Origin of the sequence: Streptomyces sp. NBC_01485, assembly GCF_036227125.1 — a bacterium.
Classification (GTDB): domain Bacteria; phylum Actinomycetota; class Actinomycetes; order Streptomycetales; family Streptomycetaceae; genus Streptomyces.
Genome location: NZ_CP109435.1, coordinates 5758697 through 5781530, shown reverse-complemented (window position 1 = coordinate 5781530; position 22834 = coordinate 5758697). Strand labels below are relative to the sequence as shown.

Below are 22834 nucleotides of genomic sequence, written 5' to 3'. Positions count from 1 at the left end.
CCGGCCGTATCAGGTACCGAGGTCAGTGTCCGAGCAGACGATCGCCTGTCGGAGATCCGGGCGCCTTTCCAGACGCCCGGAGGGTCCGCGCCCCGAGGGGCGCGGGGAACTGCGCGACCAGCCACAGCCGGGCCCGCAGCTGAGACCGATCAGTACTGCTCGGTCTCCACGAAGCCCGCGTCCGCGTCGTCGTCCGCGCCGAAGGCGTCCGCGGCGGCGGTCGGGTCGAATCCGGGCGGGCTGTCCTTCAGGGCAAGACCCATGCCGGCCAGCTTCGCCTTGACCTCGTCGATCGACTTCGCACCGAAGTTGCGGATGTCGAGCAGGTCGGCCTCGGAGCGGGCCACGAGCTCACCCACGGAGTGGATGCCCTCACGCTTGAGGCAGTTGTACGACCGAACGGTGAGCTCGAGCTCCTCGATCGGCAGGGCGAGATCAGCGGCGAGGGCGGCGTCCGTCGGGGACGGACCCATGTCGATGCCCTCGGCGTCGATGTTCAGCTCGCGGGCGAGACCGAACAGCTCGACCAGCGTCTTACCGGCGGAAGCCATGGCGTCACGCGGACGCATGGCCTGCTTGGTCTCGACGTCGACGATCAGCTTGTCGAAGTCGGTGCGCTGCTCGACACGCGTGGCCTCGACCTTGTACGTGACCTTGAGAACCGGCGAGTAGATCGAGTCGACCGGGATGCGCCCGATCTCCTGACCGATCTGCTTGTTCTGCACGGCGGAGACGTAGCCGCGACCGCGCTCGACGGTCAGCTCCATCTCCAGCTTGCCCTTGCCGTTGAGCGTGGCGAGGACGAGGTCGGGGTTGTGCACCTCGACACCGGCCGGGGGCGCGATGTCGGCGGCGGTGACCAGACCCGGGCCCTGCTTGCGCAGGTACATCACGACCGGCTCGTCGTGCTCCGAGGAGACGACCAGCTGCTTGATGTTGAGGATGAGGTCGGTGACGTCCTCCTTGACGCCCGGCACGGTGGTGAACTCGTGCAGCACGCCGTCGACCCGGATGCTGGTGACAGCGGCGCCGGGGATCGAGGACAGGAGGGTACGGCGGAGGGAGTTGCCGAGGGTGTAGCCGAAGCCCGGCTCCAGCGGCTCGATCACGAACCGGGAGCGGAACTCGTCGACGACCTCTTCGGTCAGGGACGGACGCTGAGCAATCAGCATGTTGCGATCCTTCAGTCAGGGGCGCCCGCTATTTGACGCCCTTCTGCTACTGCAAGGGTACGGGCGATACAGCCCTTATGAGGGAGCCGTACCGCCCGAAAACCTCAGACCAAGCAGCCGTACGTCAGATCAGACGCGGCGGCGCTTGGGCGGACGGCAGCCGTTGTGCGGGGTCGGGGTGACGTCCTGGATGGAGCCGACCTCGAGGCCCGTCGCCTGCAGGGAGCGGATGGCGGTCTCACGACCGGCGCCCGGGCCCTTGACGAAGACGTCGACCTTGCGCATGCCGTGCTCCTGCGCGCGACGGGCAGCCGACTCGGCGGCCATCTGCGCGGCGAACGGCGTGGACTTGCGCGAGCCCTTGAAGCCGACGTGGCCGGCGGAGGCCCACGAGATCACGTTTCCGGCCGGGTCCGTGATGGACACGATCGTGTTGTTGAACGTGCTCTTGATGTGCGCCTGGCCGTGCGCGACGTTCTTCTTTTCCTTGCGGCGCACCTTCTTGGCAGCGCCCTGACGACCCTTGGGGGGCATCTATTACTCCTACGGGGAGGTGGTCGGTCCTACAGCGAAGACCGCTGATGAAGCGTTGTCCGCTGCGGACTACTTCTTGCCCGGCTTCTTCTTGCCGGCGATGGCGCGACGCGGGCCCTTGCGGGTACGAGCGTTCGTGCTGGTGCGCTGACCGCGGACCGGCAGACCACGACGGTGACGGAGACCCTGGTAGCAGCCGATCTCCACCTTGCGGCGGATGTCGGCCTGGATCTCGCGACGAAGGTCACCCTCGGTCTTGATGTTGGCGTCCACGTACTCGCGGATCGCGACGAGCTGCTCCTCGGAGAGGTCGCGAACGCGGGTGTTCGGGTCGACGCCGGTCGCTGCCAGCGTCTCCTGGGAAAGGGTCCGGCCGATGCCGAACACGTAGGTGAGGGCGACCTCCACGCGCTTTTCGCGCGGAATGTCGACACCGGAAACGCGTGCCATTCAATGGCTCCAGTTGATCCTCGGAGGTCTTCCGCAGAACCGACTCCCAGCCGCCGTCCTCTTCCCTTGGAAGATTTGGTACGGACCGGGTCCCCAGCCTCCGAACCGGGGGTATCGGGCACGCATGCTTACGTGCCCGGGCTCTGCGTATGAACACAATCTGCTCGCGTCGCGCGAAGTCTCTGCGATATCTGTGCAGAGGGTGTGATCCGTCTGCGATCAGCCCTGGCGCTGCTTGTGGCGCGGGTTCTCGCAAATGACCATGACCCGACCATGACGGCGGATCACCCTGCACTTGTCGCAGATCTTCTTGACGCTCGGCTTGACCTTCATGGGATGTGAGGTTCTCCGGGTCAGTTGCCGGCAACCCCGCACACACGACAGTGCACGGGGCAGGGGCAAGATCTACTTGTACCGGTAGACGATCCGGCCACGCGTCAGGTCGTACGGAGACAGCTCCACCACGACCCGGTCGTCAGGGAGGATACGGATGTAGTGCATACGCATCTTGCCGCTGATGTGTGCCAGGACCTGGTGGCCGTTCTGGAGCTCGACCTTGAACATGGCGTTCGGAAGAGACTCGACGACAGTGCCCTCGATCTCGATGGCACCTTGCTTCTTGGCCACGCTTCGCCCTTCGAATCGACTACCTTGATCGACTCACTTGCTTTCCCTTACGGGCGCATGCAGGCATGCGGGTGCACGAGAGCCGACGAGTCAGTCTACGTCAGCGCACCCGGAAAGACGAATCGAGAGAGTCTGCCCCAAGGGGGAGATCCTTAACCAGCCGGGCCGGGGCGACGGGGGCGACGACTCAGCCCAGCGGATCCGGGGCCGCCACGATGCCGTACTCCGCCAGCTTCGCCTTGCCCCCGTCGGGAGCCGTCAGCACCAGCGGCCCCGCCTCGGTCAGGGCGACCGAGTGCTCCCAGTGCGAGGACCACGTGCCGTCGGTCGTGATGACCGTCCAGTCGTCCTCCAGGACCTCGGTCCGCGGAGTGCCGAGCGACACCATCGGCTCGATCGCCAGGCAGAAGCCGGGGACCAGCTTCGGCCCCTTCCCCCGCCGGCGGTCGACGTAGTTCAGCAGGTGCGGATCCATGTGCATCTCGGTACCGATGCCGTGCCCGCCGTAGTCCTCGATGATCCCGTACCGCCCGCCGCCGGCCTTGGGCTGACGGCGGATGTACGTCTCGATGGCACGCGAGACGTCCACCAGGCGGTTGCCGGGCTTCATGGCGGCGATGCCGGCCCACATCGACTCCTCGGTCACCCGCGACAGCTCGACCAGCTCGGGGGCGTGACCGGACCCGACGAACGCCGTGTACGCCGCGTCCCCGTGCCACCCGTCGACGATCGCGCCGCAGTCGATGGAGATGATGTCGCCGTCCTTGAGGACGACCTCGTCGGAGGGGATGCCATGGACGACGACGTCGTTCGCGGAGGTGCAGATGGTGGCGGGGAAGCCCCCGTACCCCAGGAAGTTCGACTTCGCGCCGTGCTCCGCCAGGACCTTGCGCGCGACCTCGTCCAGGTCCTTGGTGGTCGCCCCCGGCACCGCCGCTTCGCGCGTGGCAGCGTGGATGGCGGCGACGACCAGCCCCGCCGCCCGCATCTTGGCGATCTGCTCGGGGGTCTTGATCTGCACCATGATGAGTTGCGCCTCCTGGCCACGGGTATTGCGGCACACCAGAATACGCGTACGTACAGACGTACGCCGAAGCGCCGAAGGCCTTCACGCCAGACGCGGGCAAGCCCCGGCCGACACACGCGACCGGGGCTTGCTCGTCAGCGCGCGAGGCTCACTCGTCGAAGACGCGCGAGATCACGCAGGCGCCGCCGCCGTTCCAACACAGCACCATGTCGTGGGGCGTGTCGAGACGAATGTCGTGCGACGCGACGCCACAGTCGGCGTCGCCGCCGTCGTTGATGGTCATGATGACGAAGATGTGGTTTCTGGCATCGATGCCCCGAAGCTGACCCTTGACGCCGTGGCCGTCGGCCCTGGTGTCGCAGACCCTGAACTTGTCGCCGCCGTCGATGTGCTCCATCGTGCCGCGGCCGTTCGGCAGGCTGATCTTCAGGTTGTCGGCGGCGGCCGGAGAGGCTGCGAAGCCGATCAGCGTCACAGCCGCCGCGGCGACTACGCCGGCGCGGGCGAACTTGGTCCTGGCCATACATACCCCGTTTCCCCGTAGGTCGCAGAACGACCCAACTAGCTTGCAGAACAGCCCAGTTGACGGCCGCCCCGCAGTGATCGTCTCGACCTTAACAACCAAGATCCTGCATGTCCACGGACAAAAAACAGCAAAGAAGCCCCCACCGTCCTGGTGGACGACGGGGGCTTCTCCACGAAATCTCGAACGCTGCTACTTGCCGTCCTCGTCACGCTGGAGCGCGCCCATGGCGCGAGCCGTGACCTCGTCGACCTTGCCCATCGCGGAGATGGTGACGACCAGTCCCTGCGTCTTGTAGTAGTCGATGATCGGCTCGGTCTGCGTGTGGTAGACCTCGAGCCGCGTGCGGACGGTGTCCTCGGAGTCGTCGTCCCGCTGGTACAGCTCGCCGCCGCAGACGTCACAGACGCCTTCCGCCGCGGGCTGCTTGTGCGTCACGTGGAAGACGTGCGAGGAGTCGTTACGGCAGATGCGCCGGCCGGCGATCCGCTTGACGACCTCCGCCTCCGGGGCCTCCAGGTCCAGTACCGCGTCCAGCTTGATGCCCTCGGTGGTGAGGAGCTCGTCGAGCGCCTCGGCCTGAGAGACGTTGCGCGGGAACCCGTCGAGCAGGAAGCCGAGTTCGGCGTCCGGCTGCTCCATGCGGTCCTTGGCCATGGCGATGGTGACCTCGTCGGGGACGAGGTTGCCGGCGTCCATGTAGGACTTCGCGAGTTTCCCGAGCTCCGTCTTCTGGCTGATGTTGGCGCGGAACAGGTCGCCCGTGGAGATGTGCGGAACGCGCAACTTCTCGGCAAGGCGAGTGGCCTGCGTTCCCTTTCCGGCGCCCGGCGGCCCGACGAGGACGATACGCATCAGCGGAGGAACCCTTCGTAATTGCGCTGCTGGAGCTGGCTCTCGATCTGCTTCACCGTCTCGAGACCGACACCCACGATGATCAGGATGCTGGTACCACCGAACGGGAAGTTCTGGTTCGCATCGAAACCGATCAACGCCATTGTCGGGACAAGGGCGATCAGACCCAGATACAGCGAACCCGGCCAGGTGATCCGGTTGAGCACGTACGACAGGTACTCAGCGGTCGGCCGGCCAGCCCGGATGCCCGGGATGAAGCCACCATACTTCTTCATGTTGTCGGCGACTTCCTCGGGGTTGAAGGAGATCGCCACGTAGAAGAACGCGAAGAAAACGATCAGCAAGAAGTAGATGCTGATGTAGATCGGGTGGTCACCCTTGGTCAGGTTGGTCTCGATCCAGGTCTTCCAGCCGGAGGTCCCGCTGGAGAACTGGGCGACGAGGGCCGGGATGTAGAGCAGCGACGAGGCGAAGATGACCGGGATCACACCGGCCTGGTTCACCTTGAGCGGGATGTACGTCGAGGTACCGCCGTAGGACCGGCGGCCGATCATGCGCTTCGCGTACTGCACGGGGATCCGGCGCTGCGCCTGCTCGACGAAGACCACCAGACCGACCATGACCAGGCCGACCAGGATGACGGTGCCGAACTCGATCCAGCCGCCCGCCAGGGTGCCCTGCTTCTTGATGGCCCACAGCGCGGACGGGAACGTCGCGGCGATCGAGATGAACATCAGGATCGACATGCCGTTGCCGATGCCGCGGTCGGTGATGAGCTCACCGAGCCACATGACCATGGCCGTACCGGCGGTCATGCAGACGACCATGACGATGGTGGTGAAGATCGCGCGGTCCGGGACGATGCTCGAGCCGACCGAGCAACCGGAGAACAGGGCGCCGCTGCGGGCGGTGGCCACCAGGCCGGTGCCCTGCAGGATGGCGAGCGCCACGGTGAGGTAGCGGGTGTACTGCGTGATCTTCGACGTGCCGGCCTGGCCCTCCTTCTTGAGGGCTTCCAGACGCGGGATGACCACGGTCAGCAGCTGAAGGATGATGCTGGCCGTGATGTACGGCATGATGCCCAGCGCGAAGATGGTGATCTGCAGCAGCGCGCCGCCGCTGAACATGTTCACCAGACCGAAGAGGCCCTGGTTGCCGGACGCCTCGTCGACACACCGCTGAACGGACGTGTAGTCGACACCGGGGATGGGGATGTGCGTCCCGACCCGGTAGATCACGATGATCCCGAGCGTGAAGAGGAGCTTCTTGCGCAGGTCGGGCGTCTTGAACGCCCGGGCGAACGCGGTGAGCACGGTGCCTCCTGCGACCCCCGCGCATCTGCGTCAAGGGTGACGGTCTTGAGGGTCCAATAAAGAGAACAACGACAGCAACGACATGAGTAACGGTCGACTGCCGCTGAAGGTGCCCCATGAGAAGCACCCGTTGAAAGTGGGCAGTGCAGGTCACCTTACCGGCGAGAGTACCGCCTAGGAACGACCAACCGGGGATACCCCAGATGTGGGATATCCCCGGTCGGGATCGCTCAAGTCATCGAGACGCCTGAGATGTGTCAGACGAGCTCGGTGACGGTACCGCCGGCGGCGGTGATCTTCTCCTTGGCGGAGCCGGAGACGGCGTCGACCGTCACCTGCAGCGCCACGGAGATCTCGCCCTGGCCCAGGACCTTGACGAGGCTGTTCTTGCGAACCGCGCCCTTGGCGACGAGCCCCTCGACGGTGACCTCGCCACCCTCCGGGTACAGCGCACCCAGCTTGTCGAGGTTCACGACCTGGAACTCGGTCTTGAACGGGTTCTTGAAGCCCTTGAGCTTCGGAAGGCGCATGTGGAGGGGCATCTGGCCACCCTCGAAGCGCGCCGGAACCTGATAGCGGGCCTTCGTGCCCTTGGTACCACGGCCTGCCGTCTTACCCTTCGACGCCTCACCACGACCCACACGGGTCTTGGCGGTCTTGGCGCCCGGGGCGGGACGGAGGTTGTGGATCTTGAGCGGGTTGTTCTCCGCCATGATCAGTCGACCTCCTCAACCGTCACGAGGTGGCGGACGGTGTGCACCATGCCGCGGAACTCGGGGCGGTCCTCCTTGACGACCACGTCGTTCAGGCGCTTGAGCCCGAGCGAACGCAGGGTGTCACGGTGGTTCTGCTTGCTACCGATGTACGACTTCGTCTGCGTGATCTTGAGACGGGCCATTACGCACCAGCCCCGGCACGCGCACGAAGCAGAGCCGCGGGAGCGACGTCCTCGAGGGGCAGACCACGGCGAGCCGCGATCTCCTCGGGACGCTGCAGGCCCTTCAGGGCCGCCACGGTCGCGTGCACGATGTTGATCGCGTTGGAAGAACCGAGCGACTTCGACAGGATGTCGTGAACGCCGGCGCACTCGAGCACCGCACGCACCGGGCCACCGGCGATGACGCCGGTACCGGGGGAAGCAGGCTTGAGCAGGACGACGCCCGCGGCCTTCTCGCCCGTGATCGGGTGCGGGATGGTGCCCTGGATACGGGGGACCTTGAAGAAGTGCTTCTTGGCCTCCTCAACACCCTTGGCGATGGCGGCCGGCACCTCCTTGGCCTTGCCGTAACCGACACCGACGGTGCCGTCACCATCGCCCACCACGACCAGCGCGGTGAAGCTGAAGCGACGACCACCCTTCACAACCTTGGCGACGCGGTTGATCGCGACGACGCGCTCAACGTACGCGGTCTTCTCGGCGGCAGCTGCGCCGCCGTCACGGCCCTTCCGGTCCCGCCGCTCGCCGCCACCGGCACCGCTTCCGCGGCGCTGGGGTCCAGCCATTGGATTACCTCTCTCTTTTTCCGCTAGCTACGCAGCGACCTAGGTCGCTAGCGCGACGGGCGACTCAGAACTTGAGTCCGGCTTCGCGGGCGGCGTCCGCCAGGGCGGCGATGCGCCCGGCGTACTGGTTACCACCACGGTCGAACACGACAGCCTCGACACCGGCGGCCTTGGCGCGCTCGGCGACCAGGGCGCCGACCGACTTGGCCTGCGCGGACTTGTCGCCCTCGCCGCCGCGGATCGCCGTGTCCAGGGTCGACGCCGACGCCAGGGTGTGACCCTTGATGTCGTCGATGACCTGGGCCACGATGTGGCGGTTCGAGCGCGTCACGACGAGACGCGGACGCTCAGCCGTACCCGAGATGTGCTTACGGATCCGGATGTGGCGACGCTTGATCGCGGCACGCTTGTAAGCGTCGCCCTTGAGGATCTTCTGTCCGTATGCCATGGCTTACTTACCCGCCTTTCCGACCTTGCGGCGGATGACTTCGCCCTCGTACTTGACACCCTTGGCCTTGTACGGGTCGGGCTTGCGCAGCTTGCGGATGTTGGCCGCAACCTCGCCGACCTTCTGCTTGTCGATTCCCTCGACCGAGAAGTGCGTCGGGTTCTCGACCTTGAACGAGATGCCCTCGGGCGCCTCGACCGTGATCGAGTGGCTGTAGCCGAGCGAGAACTCCAGGTTGGAGCCCTTCGCCAGGACGCGGTAACCGACACCACTGATCTCGAGCTTCTTCACGTAACCCTGGGTCACGCCGGTGATCATGTTCGCCACCAGCGTGCGGGACAGGCCGTGCAGGGCCTTGCTCTGACGCTCGTCGTTGGGGCGGGTGACGTTCAGAACGCCGTCCTCAGCCTTGGCGATCTCGATCGGCGCAACGACGGTGTGGGTCAGCGAGCCCTTGGGGCCCTTGACCGAAACCGTCTGGCCGTCGATGGTGACGTCCACGCCGGCGGGAACCGTGATAGGGAGCTTGCCAATGCGCGACATAGCTGTTTCCTCCGTTCCCTTCCGCTACCAGACGTAGGCGAGAACTTCTCCGCCTACGCCCTTCTTGCCGGCCTGCTTGTCGGTGAGGAGACCGTGCGACGTGGAGATGATCGCCACGCCGAGGCCGCCCAGCACCTTGGGCAGGGAGGTGGACTTCGCGTAAACCCGGAGACCGGGCTTGGAGATCCGCTTGATGCCCGCGATGGAGCGCTCACGGTTCGGGCCGAACTTCAGCTCGAGAACGAGGTTCTTGCCGACCTCGGCGTCCTCGACCTTCCAGCCCGTGATGAAGCCCTCCTGCTGGAGGATCTCCGCGATGTGAGACTTGATCTTCGATGCCGGCATCGTCACGGAGTCGTGATACGCCGAGTTCGCGTTTCGCAGACGCGTAAGCATGTCTGCGATCGGATCAGTCATGGTCATGAATTGGCCTGTGGCCTCTCTCGCCGGGGTTTCCTGGTGCGCCATCCCTCTCCCCGATCCGAGACGGGACGGGTGCGGCGCGGTGGACCTACGGCGTAGTAAGTCGTACGGGCGTCAGGCGCCCAACCCTCCCAGCCTAAGCCATGAAGGGAGGGGCACCTGACCAATGCCCTTTACTTACCGAGAGCCTCTGGAACCCTTATAAGGGGGTTTACCAGGAGCTCTTGGTCACGCCCGGCAGCTCGCCGCGGTGAGCCATCTCACGAAGGCACACACGGCAGAGGCCGAACTTGCGGTACACGGAGTGCGGGCGACCGCAGCGCTGGCAGCGGTTGTAAGCGCGCACAGCGAACTTGGGCTTACGAGCAGCCTTAGCGATCAGAGCCTTCTTCGCCATCTCGCTCACGCCTCCTTGAAGGGGAAGCCGAGGTGACGAAGGAGCGCGCGGCCCTCAGCGTCGTTGGTCGCCGTGGTGACCACGGTGATGTCCATACCCCGGACGCGGTCGATCTTGTCCTGGTCGATCTCGTGGAACATGACCTGCTCCGTGAGACCGAAGGTGTAGTTGCCACGCCCGTCGAACTGCTTGGGAGACAGACCACGGAAGTCGCGGATGCGCGGAAGCGCGAGCGACAGGGTGCGGTCCAGGAACTCCCACATGCGGTCGCCACGGAGCGTGACGTGGGCACCGATCGGCTGACCCTCGCGCAGCTTGAACTGCGCGATGGACTTGCGGGCCTTGGTGACGGCCGGCTTCTGACCGGTGATCGTGGTGAGGTCGCGCACGGCGCCGTCCATCAACTTGGAGTCGCGGGCGGCGTCGCCCACACCCATGTTGACCACGATCTTGACGAGGCCGGGGATCTGCATGACGTTCTCGTAGGAGAACTCCTCACGCAGCTTGCCCGCGATCTCCTCGCGGTACTTCGTCTTGAGACGCGGAGTCGTGGTGGTAGCCATCAGATGTCCTCACCCGTCCGCTTGGCAACGCGGATCTTGTTGCCCTCGTCGTCGAAGCGGTAACCCACACGCGTGACGACCTTGTTGCCGTCCTTCTCAACGACCAGCTGGACGTTGGAGACGTGGACAGGCGCCTCGGTCGTGACGATGCCGCCGGCCTGCGAACCCTTGGCGGTCGGGCCGGCCTTGGTGTGCTTCTTGACCCGGTTGACACCCTCGACCAGGACGCGGTCCTCGCGGGGGAAGGCCGCGATGACCTTGCCCTGCTTGCCCTTGTCCTTGCCCGTGATGACCTGAACCAGGTCGCCCTTCTTGATCTTCATGCTTACAGCACCTCCGGAGCCAGCGAGATGATCTTCATGAACTTCTTCTCGCGCAGCTCGCGCCCGACCGGGCCGAAGATGCGGGTGCCGCGAGGGTCACCGTCGTTCTTCAGAATGACGGCGGCGTTCTCGTCGAAGCGGATGTACGAGCCGTCCGGACGGCGGCGCTCCTTGACGGTGCGAACGATGACCGCCTTGATGACGTCACCCTTCTTCACGTTGCCGCCGGGGATCGCGTCCTTGACGGTGGCGACGATGACGTCACCGATGCCCGCGTAGCGGCGACCGGAGCCACCGAGTACACGGATGCAAAGGATTTCCTTCGCACCAGTGTTGTCGGCGACGCGCAGTCGCGACTCCTGCTGGATCACGTCTATCTCCTGTTTGTCTGCCGGTTCCCGGGGCGGGGTCTCCTGTGTACGGCGACCCCGCCCCGAGCCTGGCGGAACTGACCTGCGGGATTACCCCCGCAGGCGCATTTTTGTTGGAATTCCCTTACGGGAATTACCTACTTGGCCTTCTCGAGGATCTCGACGATGCGCCAGCGCTTCGTCGCGGACAGCGGCCGGGTCTCCGCGAGGAGGACACGGTCGCCGACGCCCGCGGCGTTCTGCTCGTCGTGGGCCTTGAGCTTGTTCGTACGGCGGATGACCTTGCCGTACAGCGCGTGCTTGACGCGGTCCTCGACGGCGACGACGACGGTCTTGTCCATCTTGTCGCTGACGACGAGACCCTCACGGGTCTTGCGGAAGCCGCGGGCCTCTGCAGTCTGCTCAGTCACGTTGTTCTCACTCATCAGGCGCTCTCCACCGTCTCGATGCCCAGCTCGCGCTCACGCATCAGGGTGTAGATCCGCGCGATGTCCTTGCGGACGGCCTTCAGCCGACCGTGGTTCTCGAGCTGACCCGTCGCCGCCTGGAAGCGGAGGTTGAACAGCTCTTCCTTGGCTTCGCGGAGCTTGTTGAGAAGCTCCTCGTCACCCAGTTCACGCAGCTCGGACGCCTTGGTACCGGCCGACATCACGCTTCACCTGCCTCGCGCTTGACGATCCGGCACTTCATCGGCAGCTTGTGCGCTGCGCGAGTGAGGGCCTCACGGGCGATCTTCTCGTTGGGGTAGGACAGCTCGAACATGACCCGTCCCGGGTGCACGTTCGCGATCCACCACTCCGGAGAACCCTTACCGGAACCCATGCGGGTCTCGGCCGGCTTCTTCGTGAGCGGGCGGTCCGGGTAGATGTTGATCCAGACCTTGCCGCCACGCTTGATGTGGCGGGTCATCGCGATACGAGCGGCTTCGATCTGGCGGTTGGTGACGTACGCCGGCGTGAGGGCCTGAATGCCGTACTCGCCGAACGAAACCGTCGTACCGCCCTTGGCCTGACCGCGGCGCTTCGGGTGGTGCTGCTTGCGGTGCTTGACCCTACGGGGGATCAGCATGTCGGTCAGGCCTCCGTTCCGGTGCTCTCAGCCGGAGCGGCAGCCGCCGGAGCCTCGGCCTTGGGGGCCTCGGCAGCGGGAGCCTGCTGCGGCTTGCGACCGCGACCGCCGCGCTCGCCACCACGGCCACCACGGGCCGGGCGGTCGGCGCCTGCGCCACCACCACGGGCCGGACGGTTGCCGGCGCGGGCAGCGGCGTTCTCGGCGCGGACCTCGGCGATGTTCTTGACGTCGCCCTTGTAGATCCAGACCTTCACACCGATGCGGCCGAAGGTCGTCTTGGCCTCGAAGAAGCCGTAGTCCACGTTCGCGCGGAGCGTGTGCAGGGGCACACGGCCCTCGCGGTAGAACTCCGAGCGGGACATCTCGGCGCCGCCGAGGCGACCGCCGCACTGGATCTTGATGCCCTTGGCCCCGGCCTTCATCGCCGACTGCATGCTCTTACGCATGGCGCGACGGAAGGAGACGCGGGAGGAGAGCTGCTCGGCGACGGCCTGGGCCACCAGCTGAGCGTCGACCTCGGGGTTCTTGACCTCGAGGATGTTCAGCTGGACCTGCTTCTTGGTCAGCTTCTCCAGGTCGCCGCGGATACGGTCGGCCTCGGCGCCGCGGCGGCCGATGACGATGCCCGGACGCGCGGTGTGGATGTCGACGCGGACGCGGTCACGGGTGCGCTCGATCTCGACCTTCGAGATGCCGGCGCGCTCCATGCCGGACGTCATCATCCGACGGATGGCGACGTCTTCTCCGACGTATTCCTTGTACGACTTGTCGGCGTACCAACGGGACTTGAAGTCCGTGGTGATGCCGAGCCGGAACCCATGCGGGTTAACCTTCTGGCCCATTACCGGGTTCCTTCCTTGCTGCTGACGACCACGGTGATGTGGCTGGTCCGCTTGCGGATCCGGTAGGCACGGCCCTGGGCGCGCGGCCGGAACCGCTTCAGGGTCGGACCCTCGTCGACGTACGCCTCAGTGATGACGAGGCTGTCGGCGTCAGTGTGGTCGTAGTTGTGCGCAGCGTTGGCGATGGCGCTGTCCAGCACCTTGCCAACGGGCACGCTCGCGGCCTGCGGGGCGAAACGCAGGACCGCCTGAGCCTCCGTGGCGTCCATGCCACGGATAAGGTCCACCACCCGGCGGGCCTTCATGGGCGTGACGCGGATGTACCGCGCCTGGGCCCTGGCTTCCATGGTTGTCCTTCCAGTGTCTGTCATGGTCATTCCACCCCGCTACTAGCGGCGCTTCGACTTCCGGTCGTCCTTGACGTGACCCCGGAAGGTGCGCGTCGGCGAGAACTCGCCGAGCTTGTGGCCGACCATCGACTCGGTGACAAACACCGGAATGTGGGTCTTGCCGTTGTGCACCGCGATCGTGTGGCCCAGCATGCTGGGGACGATCATCGAGCGACGGGACCAGGTCTTGATGACGTTCTTGGAACCGGCTTCGTTCTGGGCGTCCACCTTCTTTACGAGGTGTCCGTCGACGAAGGGCCCCTTCTTGAGACTGCGCGGCATCTAAACCCGCTCCTAGCGCTTCTTGTTCGTCTTGCGGCGGCGGACGATGTACTTGCTCGAAGCCTTCTTCGGCGAGCGAGTACGACCCTCCTTCTGACCCCAGGGGCTGACCGGGTGGCGACCACCGGAGGTCTTGCCCTCACCACCACCGTGGGGGTGGTCAACCGGGTTCATCGCCACACCGCGGACGGTCGGGCGGACGCCCAGCCAGCGCTTGCGGCCGGCCTTGCCCCAGTTGATGTTGCTCTGCTCGGCGTTACCGACCTCGCCGACCGTGGCGCGGCAGCGCTGGTCGACCAGGCGGATCTCACCGGACGGCATGCGGAGGTGGGCCATCGAGCCCTCCTTCGCGAGCAGCTGCACGGAGGCACCGGCGGAGCGGGCGAACTTGGCGCCGCCACCGGGACGGAGCTCGATCGCGTGGATCGTGGTACCGACCGGGATGTTGCGGAGCGCCAGGTTGTTGCCCGGCTTGATGTCGGCCCCGGGACCGTTCTCGACACGGTCGCCCTGCTGCAGGTTGCGCGGGGCGAGGATGTAGCGCTTCTCGCCGTCCGCGTAGTGCAGCAGCGCGATGCGCGCGGTGCGGTTGGGGTCGTACTCGATGTGCGCGACCTTCGCCGGCACGCCGTCCTTGTCATGGCGACGGAAGTCGATGACGCGGTAGGCGCGCTTGTGTCCGCCACCCTGGTGGCGAACGGTCACACGACCGGAATTGTTACGGCCGCCCTTGCTGTGCAGGGGGCGAACCAGCGACTTCTCCGGCGTGGACCGCGTGACCTCGACGAAGTCGGCGACGCTGGAGCCACGACGGCCCGGCGTAGTCGGCTTGTACTTGCGGATTCCCATTTCTCAGTCCTCGTCCGATATCGGACGATCCGGACCGCCCTTAGGCGGTCGGACCGCCGAAGATGTCGATACGGTCGCCCTCAGCGAGGGTCACGATCGCGCGCTTGGTGCTCGCGCGCTGACCGAAACCGGTCTTGGTGCGCTTGCGCTTGCCCTGGCGGTTGATCGTGTTGACCCCGGTGACCTTGACCGAGAAGACCGCCTGGACGGCCTGCTTGATCTGGGTCTTGTTGGCGTTCGGGTCGACGATGAACGTGTACTTGTTCTCGTCGAGGAGCGCGTAGCTCTTCTCCGACACGACCGGCTTCAGCAGCACGTCACGGGGGTCCGTGTACGCCTTGCTGGGCGCGGTGACGACGGTGTTCTTGCCCTCGGTGGCGTGGCGCTTCGCCTTGGCGACGCGCGCGGCCTTGGCGACCTTGGCCGCCTTGGAGGCGATGCTCGGGTGACGCGTAGCCATCAGGCGTCACTCCCTTCGGTGTCGTTGGCCTTCGGGCCGGCGACGAAGGACTCGAGAGCGGCCTGGGTGAAGACCACGTCGTCCGAGACGATCACGTCGTACGTGTTCAGCTGGCCCGGCTCCAGGATGTGCACCTGGGGCAGGTTGCGGGCGGACAGCCACGCGGCCTCGTCGGCGCGGTCGACGACCAGGAGCAGGTTCTTGCGCTCCGAGATCTTGCCGAACAGCGTGCGAGCGGCCTTCGTGGAAGCGGTCTCGCCCTCGATCACGCCGGTGACGACGTGAATGCGGTTGTGGCGGGCCCGGTCGGTGAGGGCGTGACGCAGAGCGGCAGCCTTCATCTTCTTCGGGGTCCGCTGCGAGTAGTCACGCGGCTGCGGGCCGTGGACGACGCCACCGCCGGCGAACTGCGGCGCGCGGGTCGAGCCCTGGCGCGCGCGGCCGGTGCCCTTCTGGCGGTAAGGCTTCTTACCACCACCGCGGACTTCACCGCGGCGCTTGGTCTTGTGCGTGCCCTGACGGGCCGCGGCGTTCTGCGCGACGACGACCTGGTGGATCAGCGGGATGCTGATCTTCTCCACGCCGAAGATCTCCGCGGGGAGCTCGACGCTTCCGGTCTTCTCGCCTGCAGGCGAAAGGATGTCAACAGTGCTCATCGGTACCTCAGGCCCCCTTGGCCGCGGTGCGGACCAGGACGAGGCCGCCGTTCGGACCGGGGACGGCGCCCTTGATGAGCAGCAGACCCTTCTCCGCGTCAACGGCGTGGACGGTCAGGTTCTGGGTGGTGACACGCTCGTTGCCCATGCGACCCGCCATGCGGAGGCCCTTGAACACGCGGCCCGGGGTGGCGCAGCCACCGATGGAACCGGGCGAGCGGTGCTTGCGCTGGGTGCCGTGTCCGGCGCCGAGGCCCTTGAAGTTGTGACGCTTCATGACACCGGCGAAGCCCTTGCCCTTGCTCTTGCCGGTCACGTCGACCTTCACGCCGGCCTCGAACACCTCAGCGGTGATCTCCTGGCCCAGCGTGTACTCGGAGGCGTCCGCGGTGCGGATCTCGACGAGGTGGCGACGGGGGGTGACGTCGGCCTTGGCGAAGTGACCCTTGAGGGGCTTGTTCACCTTGCGCGGGTCGATCTCGCCGAAGGCGATCTGGACCGACTCGTAGCCGTCACTGTCGTTCGTACGGACCTGGGTCACGACGTTGGGGCTGGCCTTGACGACGGTGACCGGAACAACACGGTTGTTCTCGTCCCACACCTGCGTCATGCCGAGCTTCTCGCCCAGGATGCCCTTGATCTGCTTAGCCATTCTCAGATCACCGGCCCCTAGAGCTTGATCTCGATGTCGACACCGGCCGGGAGGTCGAGTCGCATCAGAGAGTCAACGGTCTTGGGCGTCGGGTCGAGAATGTCGATCAGGCGCTTGTGCGTGCGCATCTCGAAGTGCTCGCGCGAGTCCTTGTACTTGTGCGGCGACTTGATGACGCAGTACACGTTCTTCTCAGTGGGCAGCGGCACCGGGCCCGCGACCGACGCACCAGTACGCGTCACCGTCTCGACGATCTTCTTCGCCGAGCTGTCGATGACCTCGTGGTCGTAGGCCTTGAGCCGGATGCGGATCTTCTGTCCCGCCATGGCTACTCAGTAGTCCTGTCTCTTCTAACGCTCTGGAACCGGGTGTTCCCGTTCATCGCCCCTCCGACCCACGCGGTCGGGTGTGTCGCACTGTCGCCGACACAGATGCCCCTTGTTCGAACATCCCTGCCGGGAAAGCACGGCCCTTCCGGAACCGCAAGCCGGGGACGAAAGGCCCACCGGGTGCCTGGTCGGCGCTGCACTGACACTTCCCGAAAGATTCCCGTACGTCCGTCCCAGCGCTGCCATCAGGCAGTTGGGACGACGAGTACTGTGGGACTCGCTTCCGGTCCTCCCGGCGGGAGGCGCGCAGCATCAACACTCGACCGAGCAACCCCGCTAGTCTGCCATATGGGCCACCCCCTCCGCCAATCGAGCCGGAGAGAATACCCCGGACGTGACGCAGGTCAAACGCGGAGCGCGGCGAGCCGCTGCCCCGGGGCCACGTCATAGCCCCGGCTTCCACCCTTCCCTCTCCAGGGCACCCCTGTAGCCGGCGAGCTCCGGATCGGCGCGCGCCCATCTGGACGATCCCGTTCTGGGACGAGGGGAAGCAGTTCGGTCACGAGGTCCGATCCCGTGTTTGGCGAACACGTACACAATTAATTCCCCAATCAGTTCAGGCCCGGCAGGAAAATCAATTCGAAAAATATGATGAGAGACTGCCCGTCTGACGTATTTTTTATTTCCCGACCGCATCTCACGGCCACATCAATTGATTTTCTGGTCCAGGATTGCTCTAATCTCCGCTTAAACCCGCGGGAGTCATAAATCCCGTGGAAAGAGGTGAAGGAGCGTCATGCGGGCCATTCGAGCGTTGCTGGTGGGAGCCTCCGTGCTCAGCGTCTCCCTGGGTACGGTCACCGCCTCCCAGGCACTGGGATGGGAGCGCCCCTGGGCGCACATCCAGAGCAGCACGCCGTCCTCGGCGCACGACGACGACGGAACGGAGCATGACAAGGACTACCGCGAGTACAACCTCGTCCACAGCTGCAGGGGGGGCACGTTCGGCTACTGCACCCAGAACGCGACCTTCAACCCGGTGATCATCGGAGACATCGGCCTCACGACAGGGCTCATCGGTGGCGGTGACAACCGCGGCAACGGTGACAACGGCGGCAACGGGAACAACGGCAACAACGGCAACAACGGCAACAACGGGAACAACGGGAACAACGGCAACTGACTGAGGAGCGACCGCCGAAAAGCTTCGAGCGGCCACTTCTGAATGCGCCCGGTTCCGCCTGACGTTTCCTCGGCCTTCGTGAGCCGAGCGCCGGGCGTGTGGCCCGTGTGGTGAGCATTTCGCTCACCACACGGGCCGCCGAGCAGAAGGAACGTGATGGAACAACCCAGCGAATCCCCCACCGATCGCCCGGCAACCGCTGCTTCGGCGACCCAGTGCCTGCCCCCTCCGCGCCCGGGCACCGGCACAGGCCTTCCGCCTGCGTCTGCGTCTGCGTCAGGGGCCGAAAGACCCCCCGCGGACGTCGGTACACCCGCCCTCCGAGCGGACGGCGACAGCGACCGCCGTTGGTCGAGGACATCGGTAGGTCTTCTGACGGCGACCGCCGCCCTGCTGGTCGGCGCCCTGCTGGTGCACCTGACGATGATCTTCCTGGTCCTGAGCCCGCCCAATGCCATCACGGCGACCCACCGAGACACCATCCAGTCCTACATCCAGCCTGAATTCGGGCAGGACTGGAAATTGTTCGCCCCCAATCCGAAGCAGCGCAACGACAGCATCGGCGCCAGGTTCCAGACCACGGGCAACGGCCGATCCACCCCGCGGCTCTCGGAATGGATCAACATCACGGCCCAGGACTTGGCCGCGATCCGGGGCAGTCTCGCACCGAGCCACGTACACCAGGACATGGTGCGCAGGGCATGGGACGACGCGACGTCCGGACTGGGCACGGACGAACGGCCGAAGAATCGCCGCGGTGAAATCGACGTCGAATATCTGAAGCGAATCGTGCTCCAGCGGATCGGACGCGAGTGGCAGGGCGAACGGATCGTCGGCGTTCAGATCGCGGGTCGCTACACGATGGTGCAGCCCCCGTCGTGGAGTTCGGAGAAGTCGTCCGACACGACCACCTACCGGGTCCTTCCGTGGTGGCCCGTGACCGACCAGGACTACAAGGGGCTGTGAGTTGAACACCGTAACGCCCGAAGCGCCCCGCCGATCCGTCGTGGACCGCATCCGCGAGGGCATCGCGCGATGGGGGCGCCTGGCATGCACGACCCGTGCGCCCTATCAGTCCGCGGTCTTCCGTATCGGTCTGGCCTTGGTCATCGCGGCCTTCCTGCTCCGGGAATGGCCGCAGCGCCGTGTGCTGTACGGCGACCGGAGCCCGCTGTCTTACGACATGGCGCTCGAACTGGGGCGCATGAACGACAGTTTCAGCGTGCTGAACTGGTCCGGCGGACGGGCCTGGTTCGAGATCGTCTATGCGCTGACCATCGCGTCGGCTCTCGCGGTGGTGGTCGGCTGGCGCACCAGGACCATGTGCGTGGTCCTCATGGTCGGGACCGTCTCGCTGGAGAACCACAACCCCCTGACCGGCGACGGCGGCGACAACATCCTCCGCATCATGGTGATCTACCTGGTCTTCACCCGGTGCGCCCAGGTCTGGTCGCTGGACGCGCGACGCGCCTCCGGCAGCGCCGGCGCCACACACCACAAGGACTCCTCACGGAAAGACGTCACGGGAATCGCCCTGTGGGTGGCCACCGGTCTGTTCCTGTCGCTGGCCTTCGGACCGGAAACGGGATGGCCCCTCGTTCTGTGGACTCTGTGGGGTGTCCAGGGAGTGTGGTGGGCGGCCAACCGCTGGTTCCGTGAGACCGAGGGGCGCGCGCTGCTGGACGCCGCCGCTTCCATGCTGCACAACGCCGCGATGTTGACCATCGCCGCGCAGACCTGCCTGATCTACTCCACGGCCGGCTGGAACAAGGTGCAGGGCTCTCGCTGGCAGGAGGGCAGCGCCCTGCACTATGCGCTGAACCTGGAGTACTTCTCGCCCTTTCCCTGGCTCTCCGCGCTGCTCGCGGCCAACACTGTGGTGGTTCTGCTGATGACCTACGGGACGGTCATTCTGCAGGTGTCCTTCCCCTTCACCCTTGGCAACCGCAAGGTCAAGAACGTGCTGCTGGCCATCATGATTCTCGAGCACCTGGGGATCTCGGTGGTACTCGGCATCCCCTTCCTGTCGCTGGCGATGGTCGCCTGCGACGCGGTGTTCCTGCCCACGGCGTTCCTGGTCTGGTGCGGTGCCCGGGGCACGGCGATGGCCCGTCGGGCACGCGCCGACCGGAGCGCCGTTCCCAAGACCGCGGCAACCGCCTGACCGCGTCCTCGCCGCCCCGCTCGTCGATTGAGCCCTCGGACGCCTACGTCACGAAGACCGCACACGCGGCCGGCGTGACGGCGATCCGGGGGCCTTCGGGGACTGCGCTGAGTACGCGCGCACGGTGAGGATGAGTACCCGTCCCGATGCCTCGGGCCGCCGGAGTCGCTGGGATGGAGCCCATGACGACGCAGCACCACGGGACGCGGCTCCCCGCTTTCCACCGGACCTGGTGGAAAGCCCCCTTCGCGGCATCCGTGCTCGGCCTGCCGGTCCTCGCGATGGAGTACAGCGTGGTCCGGGACCACGACGGCATGGGTGAGTACGGAGGCCTGATCTATTCGGCCCTGGCCTTGTTCGCGCTCTCCTGGGCCCTGCCCCACCGTCGCGCCCTCAGGACCCTGCGCGTCCTGGCAGCCGGAGCGGCCGTGGGGATCACGGTTCTGCCGGTGGCGCTCCTGGGGCTACTCAGCCTGATGCTGGCTGCCTGACGCGTACGCCACGAACTCCGTCCAGGCGGCCGAGGCGGCCGGGGGCTGCTTCTCGTGGACGCGCTCGCCGACCGGTGGGGAGTGAGCGAGGGACGGTGGCCGCGCAAGACGGTCTGGGCGGAAATCCGCATGTCTTCGGCACCGGAACCCGATTCCCCGCGCTGCGGACGCAGGGGCTGTCTTTGCCAGGGACCACCGACGTGAAATGGACTTCGTCCACGGCGAGGACGTCACCATCGCCGGCTGGACGATCTCCACCGAGGCGCTCTCCCTGGACGGCGGCGCCCGATCAGGCTCGCGCCCGCGCGAACGCCGTCTCCAACCCCCGCCTCACCGCCCCCGCCAGCGGCCGCTCCACGAACCGGTGCACCGCCCAGCTCAGCAGGAGGAAGCCGGCCAGTAGCGCCGTCACCAGCAGCCGTGCGTCCATCTCGCCCGTAGACGGCTGATCAGCACCGTGCCGGCCGCGTAGTGCATCAGGTCCTGACGAACCACGTCCGCAGACGACTTCGACGATTCGAGTGAGCTCATGAGGCCGCGGCCGACCGCGCGGCCGCCATGCTGACCCGTCTCGGTCCCGAGGACGACGTCGGCTTCGGACACCGAGGCCGACGTCGACCGGTACGACGCCGTCATGGCCGTCGGCTGCGGCGAGAACCTGGAGCGGATCGGCTGCCCGCGGTGTGGTGCGGCCATCGCCGACGACTGGTACGGCGATCTTCTTGAGGCCCACTGCGACGACGGCTTCGTCACCCGCGACGTGAAGGTCCCCCTGCTGTGGAGCGGCGACCTCGCTGGACGCGCTGGAGTACGAGCGGCCCTGCGGCTTCGCGCGCTTCGAGATCGGCGTCTGGAATCCGGACCGGGAGCCGTTCGACGCCGACGAGTTGGCCGATCTCGGCAAGGCGCTCGGGCACCTCGTCCGGCAGGTCCTCGCCCGCGTCTGAGCCGCGGCGAACCCGGACCGCCCCCGCCCGCCCATACGAAAGGGCCCGTACGACCGAAGTCGTACGGGCCCTTCCAGGTGCTCAGCTCAAGCTGGAGCTACCAGGTCGATCGGCCAAGAACTACTTGGTGATCTTGGTGACCTGGCCGGCGCCCACCGTGCGACCACCCTCGCGGATGGCGAACTTCAGGCCCTCTTCCATGGCGATGGGCTGGATGAGCTCCACCTTCATCTCGGTGTTGTCACCCGGCATCACCATCTCGGTGCCCTCGGGGAGGGTCACAACGCCCGTCACGTCCGTCGTACGGAAGTAGAACTGCGGACGGTAGTTGTTGAAGAACGGCGTGTGGCGGCCACCCTCGTCCTTGGACAGGATGTAGGCCTGGGCCTCGAAGTCGGTGTGCGGCGTGACCGAACCCGGCTTGATGATGACCTGGCCGCGCTCGACGTCCTCGCGCTTGATGCCACGGAGGAGCAGACCGACGTTCTCGCCCGCCTGGCCCTCGTCGAGCAGCTTGCGGAACATCTCGATGCCGGTGACCGTGGTGGTGGTCTTCTCCTGCTTGATGCCGATGATGTCAACGGTCTCGTTGACCTTCAGGACACCACGCTCGATACGGCCGGTGACGACCGTACCGCGACCGGTGATCGTGAAGACGTCCTCGACGGGCATGAGGAACGGCTTGTCGACGTCACGCTCGGGGGTCGGGATCGCCGCGTCGACGGCGTCCATGAGGTCGAGAACCGACTGACCCCACGTGGCGTCGCCCTCGAGCGCCTTGAGCGCCGAGACCTTGACGACCGGCAGGTCGTCGCCCGGGAACTCGTACTCGGAGAGGAGCTCACGGACCTCGAGCTCGACGAGCTCCAGGATCTCCTCGTCGTCCACCATGTCGGCCTTGTTCAGGGCGACGACGATGTACGGCACGCCGACCTGGCGGGCCAGGAGCACGTGCTCCTTGGTCTGCGGCATCGGGCCGTCGGTGGCGGCCACGACCAGGATCGCGCCGTCCATCTGCGCGGCACCGGTGATCATGTTCTTGATGTAGTCCGCGTGACCCGGGCAGTCGACGTGGGCGTAGTGACGGCCCTCCGTCTGGTACTCGACGTGCGCGATGGAGATGGTGATACCGCGCTGACGCTCTTCGGGAGCCTTGTCGATCTGGTCGAAGGCCGAGGCCTCGTTCAGCGTGGGGTACTTGTCGTGCAGCACCTTGGTAATGGCGGCCGTGAGGGTCGTCTTACCGTGGTCGATGTGACCGATGGTGCCGATGTTGACGTGCGGCTTAGTCCGCTCGAACTTTGCCTTCGCCACTGGGGTCCTCCTGCGGAGTGGTTCTGGTACGCCTTACTCATCGGCGCCAGGTGATCTTTGCTGGGATGCCGCCCGCCGGGGCTTACCCTCCCGGGTCTGCCCCGGCGGTCGGTGTCAAGCCTAAAGCGTGTAA

At 66.0% G+C, this 22834-nt stretch carries 37 protein-coding genes; 5 read left to right on the top strand and 32 right to left on the bottom strand.

Features of this window, described 5'->3' with window-relative positions; all coding sequences use genetic code 11:
• Positions 1-149 precede the first annotated feature (149 nt).
• The 30 genes from OG352_RS26285 to rpsJ form a co-directional block, all read right to left on the bottom strand.
• Entirely contained in the window at positions 150-1172 is a 1023-nt protein-coding gene (locus tag OG352_RS26285; protein WP_306949759.1) for a DNA-directed RNA polymerase subunit alpha, read from the bottom strand.
• Between the two features lie 129 nt (positions 1173-1301).
• Positions 1302-1706 carry a 30S ribosomal protein S11 gene (rpsK, locus tag OG352_RS26280; RefSeq protein ID WP_010354218.1) on the bottom strand — a complete coding sequence of 135 codons (405 nt, stop codon included), beginning with the start codon at positions 1704-1706 and terminating at the stop codon, positions 1302-1304.
• Positions 1707-1775: 69 nt separating this feature from the next.
• The gene (rpsM, locus tag OG352_RS26275) at positions 1776-2156 is read right to left on the bottom strand and encodes a 30S ribosomal protein S13 (RefSeq protein WP_020132619.1); all 381 of its coding nucleotides are present in this window, start codon (positions 2154-2156) and stop codon (positions 1776-1778) included.
• A gap of 219 nt (positions 2157-2375) precedes the next feature.
• Positions 2376-2489 carry a 50S ribosomal protein L36 gene (gene rpmJ, locus OG352_RS26270; protein ID WP_003998809.1) on the bottom strand — a complete coding sequence of 38 codons (114 nt, stop codon included), beginning with the start codon at positions 2487-2489 and terminating at the stop codon, positions 2376-2378.
• A 72-nt stretch (positions 2490-2561) separates the two neighbouring features.
• Positions 2562-2783, bottom strand: coding sequence for a translation initiation factor IF-1 (infA, locus tag OG352_RS26265; RefSeq protein ID WP_003948620.1), 222 nt, complete (start codon positions 2781-2783; stop codon positions 2562-2564).
• Between the two features lie 187 nt (positions 2784-2970).
• Complete coding sequence (gene map / locus OG352_RS26260) at positions 2971-3807, bottom strand: type I methionyl aminopeptidase (protein WP_329220222.1); 837 nt, start codon at positions 3805-3807, stop codon at positions 2971-2973.
• Between the two features lie 151 nt (positions 3808-3958).
• Positions 3959-4333, bottom strand: coding sequence for a hypothetical protein (locus tag OG352_RS26255; RefSeq protein WP_329220220.1), 375 nt, complete (start codon positions 4331-4333; stop codon positions 3959-3961).
• A 192-nt stretch (positions 4334-4525) separates the two neighbouring features.
• Positions 4526-5188: an adenylate kinase gene (locus OG352_RS26250; RefSeq protein ID WP_329220219.1), complete on the bottom strand. Its 663-nt coding sequence runs from the start codon at positions 5186-5188 to the stop codon at positions 4526-4528.
• Positions 5188-6501 carry a preprotein translocase subunit SecY gene (secY, locus tag OG352_RS26245; RefSeq protein WP_329220218.1) on the bottom strand — a complete coding sequence of 438 codons (1314 nt, stop codon included), beginning with the start codon at positions 6499-6501 and terminating at the stop codon, positions 5188-5190. The genes OG352_RS26250 and secY overlap by 1 nt, the downstream gene beginning before the upstream one ends.
• Before the next feature lie 257 nt (positions 6502-6758).
• Positions 6759-7214: a 50S ribosomal protein L15 gene (rplO, locus tag OG352_RS26240; RefSeq protein WP_217237692.1), complete on the bottom strand. Its 456-nt coding sequence runs from the start codon at positions 7212-7214 to the stop codon at positions 6759-6761.
• Positions 7215-7216: 2 nt separating this feature from the next.
• A complete protein-coding gene (rpmD, locus tag OG352_RS26235) occupies positions 7217-7399 on the bottom strand; it encodes a 50S ribosomal protein L30 (protein ID WP_005313525.1) in 183 nt (60 codons plus the stop codon).
• Positions 7399-8004 carry a 30S ribosomal protein S5 gene (gene rpsE, locus OG352_RS26230; RefSeq protein WP_006376045.1) on the bottom strand — a complete coding sequence of 202 codons (606 nt, stop codon included), beginning with the start codon at positions 8002-8004 and terminating at the stop codon, positions 7399-7401. The genes rpmD and rpsE overlap by 1 nt, the downstream gene beginning before the upstream one ends.
• Before the next feature lie 64 nt (positions 8005-8068).
• Complete coding sequence (gene rplR, locus OG352_RS26225; RefSeq protein ID WP_093777437.1) at positions 8069-8452, bottom strand: 50S ribosomal protein L18; 384 nt, start codon at positions 8450-8452, stop codon at positions 8069-8071.
• Between the two features lie 3 nt (positions 8453-8455).
• Entirely contained in the window at positions 8456-8995 is a 540-nt protein-coding gene (gene rplF, locus OG352_RS26220; protein WP_329220215.1) for a 50S ribosomal protein L6, read from the bottom strand.
• 24 nt (positions 8996-9019) lie between these two features.
• Positions 9020-9418, bottom strand: coding sequence for a 30S ribosomal protein S8 (rpsH, locus tag OG352_RS26215; protein WP_013001411.1), 399 nt, complete (start codon positions 9416-9418; stop codon positions 9020-9022).
• A 211-nt stretch (positions 9419-9629) separates the two neighbouring features.
• Positions 9630-9815 carry a type Z 30S ribosomal protein S14 gene (locus OG352_RS26210; protein WP_030890724.1) on the bottom strand — a complete coding sequence of 62 codons (186 nt, stop codon included), beginning with the start codon at positions 9813-9815 and terminating at the stop codon, positions 9630-9632.
• Positions 9816-9820: 5 nt separating this feature from the next.
• Positions 9821-10378: a 50S ribosomal protein L5 gene (gene rplE, locus OG352_RS26205; RefSeq protein ID WP_329220213.1), complete on the bottom strand. Its 558-nt coding sequence runs from the start codon at positions 10376-10378 to the stop codon at positions 9821-9823.
• On the bottom strand, positions 10378-10701 hold the full coding sequence (gene rplX / locus OG352_RS26200) for a 50S ribosomal protein L24 (protein WP_006376030.1): 324 nt from the start codon (positions 10699-10701) through the stop codon (positions 10378-10380). The genes rplE and rplX overlap by 1 nt, the downstream gene beginning before the upstream one ends.
• Before the next feature lie 2 nt (positions 10702-10703).
• A complete protein-coding gene (rplN, locus tag OG352_RS26195) occupies positions 10704-11072 on the bottom strand; it encodes a 50S ribosomal protein L14 (RefSeq protein WP_003992364.1) in 369 nt (122 codons plus the stop codon).
• Between the two features lie 137 nt (positions 11073-11209).
• Positions 11210-11497: a 30S ribosomal protein S17 gene (gene rpsQ, locus OG352_RS26190; RefSeq protein ID WP_079660412.1), complete on the bottom strand. Its 288-nt coding sequence runs from the start codon at positions 11495-11497 to the stop codon at positions 11210-11212.
• Entirely contained in the window at positions 11497-11721 is a 225-nt protein-coding gene (rpmC, locus tag OG352_RS26185) for a 50S ribosomal protein L29 (RefSeq protein WP_005481220.1), read from the bottom strand. The genes rpsQ and rpmC overlap by 1 nt, the downstream gene beginning before the upstream one ends.
• Positions 11721-12140 carry a 50S ribosomal protein L16 gene (rplP, locus tag OG352_RS26180; protein WP_006140905.1) on the bottom strand — a complete coding sequence of 140 codons (420 nt, stop codon included), beginning with the start codon at positions 12138-12140 and terminating at the stop codon, positions 11721-11723. Before rplP ends, rpmC begins: the two co-directional genes overlap by 1 nt.
• Before the next feature lie 5 nt (positions 12141-12145).
• On the bottom strand, positions 12146-12985 hold the full coding sequence (gene rpsC, locus OG352_RS26175; RefSeq protein WP_093777433.1) for a 30S ribosomal protein S3: 840 nt from the start codon (positions 12983-12985) through the stop codon (positions 12146-12148).
• Positions 12985-13332, bottom strand: a complete 348-nt coding sequence (gene rplV, locus OG352_RS26170) for a 50S ribosomal protein L22 (RefSeq protein WP_093777432.1) — start codon at positions 13330-13332, stop codon at positions 12985-12987. The genes rpsC and rplV overlap by 1 nt, the downstream gene beginning before the upstream one ends.
• 42 nt (positions 13333-13374) lie before the next feature.
• Positions 13375-13656: a 30S ribosomal protein S19 gene (rpsS, locus tag OG352_RS26165; protein WP_326020859.1), complete on the bottom strand. Its 282-nt coding sequence runs from the start codon at positions 13654-13656 to the stop codon at positions 13375-13377.
• A 12-nt stretch (positions 13657-13668) separates the two neighbouring features.
• Positions 13669-14505 carry a 50S ribosomal protein L2 gene (gene rplB / locus OG352_RS26160; protein ID WP_093777430.1) on the bottom strand — a complete coding sequence of 279 codons (837 nt, stop codon included), beginning with the start codon at positions 14503-14505 and terminating at the stop codon, positions 13669-13671.
• Between the two features lie 40 nt (positions 14506-14545).
• Positions 14546-14965 carry a 50S ribosomal protein L23 gene (rplW, locus tag OG352_RS26155; RefSeq protein WP_329220209.1) on the bottom strand — a complete coding sequence of 140 codons (420 nt, stop codon included), beginning with the start codon at positions 14963-14965 and terminating at the stop codon, positions 14546-14548.
• The gene (rplD, locus tag OG352_RS26150; protein ID WP_329220207.1) at positions 14965-15621 is read right to left on the bottom strand and encodes a 50S ribosomal protein L4; all 657 of its coding nucleotides are present in this window, start codon (positions 15619-15621) and stop codon (positions 14965-14967) included. Before rplD ends, rplW begins: the two co-directional genes overlap by 1 nt.
• 7 nt (positions 15622-15628) lie before the next feature.
• Entirely contained in the window at positions 15629-16273 is a 645-nt protein-coding gene (rplC, locus tag OG352_RS26145; RefSeq protein ID WP_020132636.1) for a 50S ribosomal protein L3, read from the bottom strand.
• A gap of 17 nt (positions 16274-16290) precedes the next feature.
• Positions 16291-16599 (bottom strand): 30S ribosomal protein S10, encoded by a 309-nt coding sequence (gene rpsJ / locus OG352_RS26140; RefSeq protein ID WP_003948644.1) that lies wholly within the window; start codon positions 16597-16599, stop codon positions 16291-16293.
• A gap of 799 nt (positions 16600-17398) precedes the next feature.
• Here rpsJ and OG352_RS26135 point away from each other — a divergent pair.
• The 5 genes from OG352_RS26135 to OG352_RS26115 all read left to right on the top strand — a co-directional run bounded on the left by OG352_RS26135 (position 17399) and on the right by OG352_RS26115 (position 20843).
• A complete protein-coding gene (locus OG352_RS26135) occupies positions 17399-17785 on the top strand; it encodes a hypothetical protein (RefSeq protein ID WP_329220205.1) in 387 nt (128 codons plus the stop codon).
• A 423-nt stretch (positions 17786-18208) separates the two neighbouring features.
• Entirely contained in the window at positions 18209-18751 is a 543-nt protein-coding gene (locus OG352_RS26130) for a DUF5819 family protein (protein ID WP_329220203.1), read from the top strand.
• Positions 18752-18791: 40 nt separating this feature from the next.
• On the top strand, positions 18792-19949 hold the full coding sequence (locus tag OG352_RS26125; protein ID WP_329220202.1) for an HTTM domain-containing protein: 1158 nt from the start codon (positions 18792-18794) through the stop codon (positions 19947-19949).
• A 182-nt stretch (positions 19950-20131) separates the two neighbouring features.
• Positions 20132-20440 (top strand): hypothetical protein, encoded by a 309-nt coding sequence (locus OG352_RS26120; RefSeq protein ID WP_329220200.1) that lies wholly within the window; start codon positions 20132-20134, stop codon positions 20438-20440.
• Positions 20441-20645: 205 nt separating this feature from the next.
• Positions 20646-20843 (top strand): hypothetical protein, encoded by a 198-nt coding sequence (locus OG352_RS26115; RefSeq protein ID WP_329220198.1) that lies wholly within the window; start codon positions 20646-20648, stop codon positions 20841-20843.
• 5 nt (positions 20844-20848) lie between these two features.
• Here OG352_RS26115 and OG352_RS26110 read toward each other — a convergent pair whose 3' ends face one another.
• Complete coding sequence (locus tag OG352_RS26110; RefSeq protein WP_329220196.1) at positions 20849-21193, bottom strand: hypothetical protein; 345 nt, start codon at positions 21191-21193, stop codon at positions 20849-20851.
• Between the two features lie 314 nt (positions 21194-21507).
• Positions 21508-22701 (bottom strand): elongation factor Tu, encoded by a 1194-nt coding sequence (tuf, locus tag OG352_RS26105; RefSeq protein ID WP_329220195.1) that lies wholly within the window; start codon positions 22699-22701, stop codon positions 21508-21510.
• Positions 22702-22834: the final 133 nt, after the last annotated feature.

Excerpts from the sequence above, each read along its gene's own strand:
- rpmJ (WP_003998809.1), bottom strand. The coding sequence starts at position 2,489 with ATGAAGGTCAAGCCGAGCGTCAAGAAGATCTGCGACAAGTGCAGGGTG.
- rplC (WP_020132636.1), bottom strand. The coding sequence starts at position 16,273 with ATGGCTAAGCAGATCAAGGGCATCCTGGGCGAGAAGCTCGGCATGACG.
- map (WP_329220222.1), bottom strand. The coding sequence starts at position 3,807 with ATGGTGCAGATCAAGACCCCCGAGCAGATCGCCAAGATGCGGGCGGCG.
- OG352_RS26120 (WP_329220200.1), top strand. The coding sequence starts at position 20,132 with ATGACGACGCAGCACCACGGGACGCGGCTCCCCGCTTTCCACCGGACC.
- OG352_RS26135 (WP_329220205.1), top strand. The coding sequence starts at position 17,399 with ATGCGGGCCATTCGAGCGTTGCTGGTGGGAGCCTCCGTGCTCAGCGTC.
- rpsC (WP_093777433.1), bottom strand. The coding sequence starts at position 12,985 with ATGGGCCAGAAGGTTAACCCGCATGGGTTCCGGCTCGGCATCACCACG.
- rplD (WP_329220207.1), bottom strand. The coding sequence starts at position 15,621 with ATGAGCACTGTTGACATCCTTTCGCCTGCAGGCGAGAAGACCGGAAGC.
- rplW (WP_329220209.1), bottom strand. The coding sequence starts at position 14,965 with ATGGCTACGCGTCACCCGAGCATCGCCTCCAAGGCGGCCAAGGTCGCC.
- rplO (WP_217237692.1), bottom strand. The coding sequence starts at position 7,214 with ATGGCGGAGAACAACCCGCTCAAGATCCACAACCTCCGTCCCGCCCCG.
- OG352_RS26115 (WP_329220198.1), top strand. The coding sequence starts at position 20,646 with ATGGACTTCGTCCACGGCGAGGACGTCACCATCGCCGGCTGGACGATC.
- rplR (WP_093777437.1), bottom strand. The coding sequence starts at position 8,452 with ATGGCATACGGACAGAAGATCCTCAAGGGCGACGCTTACAAGCGTGCC.
- OG352_RS26210 (WP_030890724.1), bottom strand. The coding sequence starts at position 9,815 with ATGGCGAAGAAGGCTCTGATCGCTAAGGCTGCTCGTAAGCCCAAGTTC.
- rpsM (WP_020132619.1), bottom strand. The coding sequence starts at position 2,156 with ATGGCACGCGTTTCCGGTGTCGACATTCCGCGCGAAAAGCGCGTGGAG.
- rplP (WP_006140905.1), bottom strand. The coding sequence starts at position 12,140 with ATGCTGATCCCCCGTAGGGTCAAGCACCGCAAGCAGCACCACCCGAAG.
- OG352_RS26285 (WP_306949759.1), bottom strand. The coding sequence starts at position 1,172 with ATGCTGATTGCTCAGCGTCCGTCCCTGACCGAAGAGGTCGTCGACGAG.
- rpsQ (WP_079660412.1), bottom strand. The coding sequence starts at position 11,497 with ATGAGTGAGAACAACGTGACTGAGCAGACTGCAGAGGCCCGCGGCTTC.
- rpsJ (WP_003948644.1), bottom strand. The coding sequence starts at position 16,599 with ATGGCGGGACAGAAGATCCGCATCCGGCTCAAGGCCTACGACCACGAG.
- rpmC (WP_005481220.1), bottom strand. The coding sequence starts at position 11,721 with ATGTCGGCCGGTACCAAGGCGTCCGAGCTGCGTGAACTGGGTGACGAG.
- rpsS (WP_326020859.1), bottom strand. The coding sequence starts at position 13,656 with ATGCCGCGCAGTCTCAAGAAGGGGCCCTTCGTCGACGGACACCTCGTA.
- rplV (WP_093777432.1), bottom strand. The coding sequence starts at position 13,332 with ATGGAAGCCAGGGCCCAGGCGCGGTACATCCGCGTCACGCCCATGAAG.
- rpsK (WP_010354218.1), bottom strand. The coding sequence starts at position 1,706 with ATGCCCCCCAAGGGTCGTCAGGGCGCTGCCAAGAAGGTGCGCCGCAAG.
- OG352_RS26130 (WP_329220203.1), top strand. The coding sequence starts at position 18,209 with ATGATCTTCCTGGTCCTGAGCCCGCCCAATGCCATCACGGCGACCCAC.
- rpmD (WP_005313525.1), bottom strand. The coding sequence starts at position 7,399 with ATGGCCCGTCTCAAGATCACGCAGACGAAGTCGTACATCGGTAGCAAG.
- OG352_RS26255 (WP_329220220.1), bottom strand. The coding sequence starts at position 4,333 with ATGGCCAGGACCAAGTTCGCCCGCGCCGGCGTAGTCGCCGCGGCGGCT.
- OG352_RS26250 (WP_329220219.1), bottom strand. The coding sequence starts at position 5,188 with ATGCGTATCGTCCTCGTCGGGCCGCCGGGCGCCGGAAAGGGAACGCAG.
- rpsH (WP_013001411.1), bottom strand. The coding sequence starts at position 9,418 with ATGACCATGACTGATCCGATCGCAGACATGCTTACGCGTCTGCGAAAC.
- rplE (WP_329220213.1), bottom strand. The coding sequence starts at position 10,378 with ATGGCTACCACCACGACTCCGCGTCTCAAGACGAAGTACCGCGAGGAG.
- rpsE (WP_006376045.1), bottom strand. The coding sequence starts at position 8,004 with ATGGCTGGACCCCAGCGCCGCGGAAGCGGTGCCGGTGGCGGCGAGCGG.
- rplF (WP_329220215.1), bottom strand. The coding sequence starts at position 8,995 with ATGTCGCGCATTGGCAAGCTCCCTATCACGGTTCCCGCCGGCGTGGAC.
- rplX (WP_006376030.1), bottom strand. The coding sequence starts at position 10,701 with ATGAAGATCAAGAAGGGCGACCTGGTTCAGGTCATCACGGGCAAGGAC.
- rplB (WP_093777430.1), bottom strand. The coding sequence starts at position 14,505 with ATGGGAATCCGCAAGTACAAGCCGACTACGCCGGGCCGTCGTGGCTCC.